The organism is Nocardia arizonensis (assembly GCF_001310275.1).
GTDB lineage: Bacteria > Actinomycetota > Actinomycetes > Mycobacteriales > Mycobacteriaceae > Nocardia > Nocardia arizonensis.
On the sequence record NZ_LGYZ01000044.1, the window covers coordinates 1 to 2,482 of the forward strand.

Genomic DNA, 2,482 nt, shown 5'->3' on the forward strand with positions numbered 1-2,482 from the left:
CTCCACGATCGAGAGCTTCAGGCCGCTGCATGAAGATGAAAAAGGCTCAGCAGGTCGACGGCAATATACGCACAACACCCTCGACAATGATTCGAGCGCGCGCAAGCACCAAGGCCGCGCAGTTCCGGTTCCTGCTCGGTTGTCAACCTGGCATGTCGATCGTTGTGGTGGTGCCGAGAATTCCGGCCGCGTGGATCAGTTGGTCGCGGGCCGTGTGCACGGCTGAAACTACTCGGTCTGAGGTGAAACCCGTTGTACCAACGCAGTATCGGCGATGGCGGCGCGCAGCGCCTCGTATGTCATCAGTAGGGCGTACACCTCCAGCGCGACCCCGGCCGGCGCGCCGCACAGTACCCGCCCGCCCAGGATTCTCGATTTCAGTTCGAAAGAGCTGGTTTCGATCTCGGTCGCTGATGCGCGTCGCGGACAGCGGTATCCGCCACCATTCAGACCCGAGTTGCACAGGTTTGGAGCTCCTAATACTCCAGCCGTAGTTCGTGACCAGGCCGACGGCCTGGTCACGAACTACGGCTGGAGTACTAGCTCGGCATCGGTATGCGCGGACCCGACATGTTCGATGATCTTGTTACGGCGGCCGTCCTTCTCCGCGATCTGCACCGCTGTTGCCCCGGACGCGGTCCTCACCTTGCGAATGAACGCCACAACCGGCGATCCTACCGACCTGTTAGTGACCCATGCCGACCACCAGCAACGCTGTGACCAGCACCGATCACACGTCGATCAGCCGAAATCCCCTTCAGTTGTGCAACTCGGGTCGCAGATCGGTTCGCACAGGCGCCGATCGAATACGACGACACCCGCTCATGACAGAGCCCCGACCCACACGGTGGATCGGGGCTCCTATTTCGACTTCGGTTCAGCAGTAGGTATGCAGCACCAGCGCGATTCCCGGCACAACCCTACGACAGTTGCCGACGGTACTCTTCCCACGATGGCAGCTGGAATACCGCATCGGTGAACGCATAGGCCTTCTGGTCGATTCGCAGCGGAATACCGTCGCGGTCCATCTCGTTCAAAGCCGACTGGCACGCGATCGCGAACTCCATCGGACGCTCGAACTGTCGCGAGTCGATCTGGAACACCGGCTCCCAGACATCGTCCCGGCGCACATTCCCGACAGCGAGAACCGCCCCACCGCGACGGTCGACGCTGCCCGCTGGGCCGAGGGTCACCGGAATGTCGCGGGAGCGCAGCCAGTCCGTGATCTGCTCCAGCAACTGCGGCGAATCCCGATCCTTCGCCATCTCCAGGCGAAGGTAATCCTGGAACGTCCTTCCCCTGTCGTTCTTCCGTGCGGGATCGGCGCCGACCTCGAGCAGATCGAGCACCGCCCGATACTCCTGCAAACGTGCCACGCGATGCAGAATAGGCTCACCCAGAGCATCGTTCATACTCACATCGGCGCCCGCGTCCAGCAACATGCGGAACTGCTCGTAGTTCGATTCCGCGTCCATCAACGGTGTGTGATGGCCGACGGGTTCCACCGCGTCGAGATCCACCGGATACTCCAGCATCTTCCGCACGTACCACGGATCGCTGTAGGAGGCGGCGCGGTGCAGCACCGTCATCCCCGAATCGTCGCGATGCCCGGTATCGATCCCCGCTTCCAGCAGGGTCTCGAAGGCGCTGCGGCTGTCGTTGAACATCGCCAACCGCAGCAGGTTCACCCCGTCCTCACCGACCACGTTCACATCGACACCCGCATCGAGAAACCGCTTCACCTTCACGGCGTCGTCCCGCACGACCGCCTTCGCCAACCTCCTGGCATCGGTATCGGTGAACACCCGAGCAGGCGCTGCCAACTTCTTGTCCTTCCACTCTGATATGTCGTTACACCAGAACATGAGTCGAATCAGCATCTCGGGCCCCCTCCGCTTGCCTGCGTTTCGATACGCGGTCTGGAATATCCGAAACCGCGCGAACCGCGATGAACACGAACCCTCATGCACTCTCCACCCTCGCATACGGATCGTCACGTTTTCGAACCGCCTGATCGACAACTTAACAGCGCCGGAGAAATCAGTCCATTCCGTAGTATTTGTCCAGGGATCGAAAAACGGCTTCCATGAAATGTAGATTTACTCGCCGCAGGTATCCGAAGCCTCGCACCGGGACCGCTTCGGTGGTAATGCGCCGCCCCAATGCGTCTGGCATACGATTCGGATATCTGTCCTGCAAAAAGGTCAGGAACTCCCCATCGACGACATATCGTCGAATCTGGTCGCCGGTCGCCAATCCCGCCCTGACCTCGTCGGTCGTGAGTACTTCGCCGTATCGACTTGCATTCAGGACGATCAGATTGTCGTGAATACCCGCGGCATTGAAGGTTACGGCACGGAATCCGGTCGCATAGGACGCGAGTGATGCCAGACCGCCGCCGAGGGAATGGCCGACAATCGTCACCTGCACACTGAGGTGATCTCATCAAGTTTCAATTGATTCGGCCGTGTTCGTAATGGGT

The 2,482-nt window shown here is 60.3% G+C and carries 3 protein-coding genes; 1 reads left to right on the forward strand and 2 read right to left on the reverse strand.

Features of this window, described 5'->3' with window-relative positions; translation table 11 throughout:
• A partial coding sequence (locus APZ21_RS34995; protein ID WP_204249053.1) for a hypothetical protein occupies positions 1-226 on the forward strand: 226 nt, incomplete at its 5' end.
• Between the two features lie 694 nt (positions 227-920).
• Here APZ21_RS34995 and APZ21_RS06335 read toward each other — a convergent pair.
• Both APZ21_RS06335 and APZ21_RS06340 read right to left on the reverse strand, forming a co-directional pair.
• Positions 921-1,880, reverse strand: a complete 960-nt coding sequence (locus APZ21_RS06335; protein ID WP_054812282.1) for an ankyrin repeat domain-containing protein — start codon at positions 1,878-1,880, stop codon at positions 921-923.
• A 160-nt stretch (positions 1,881-2,040) separates the two neighbouring features.
• The gene (locus APZ21_RS06340) at positions 2,041-2,430 is read right to left on the reverse strand and encodes a Tle-like phospholipase domain-containing protein (protein WP_054812283.1); all 390 of its coding nucleotides are present in this window, start codon (positions 2,428-2,430) and stop codon (positions 2,041-2,043) included.
• Positions 2,431-2,482: the final 52 nt, after the last annotated feature.

Excerpts from the sequence above, each read along its gene's own strand:
- APZ21_RS06335 (WP_054812282.1), bottom strand. The coding sequence starts at position 1,880 with ATGCTGATTCGACTCATGTTCTGGTGTAACGACATATCAGAGTGGAAG.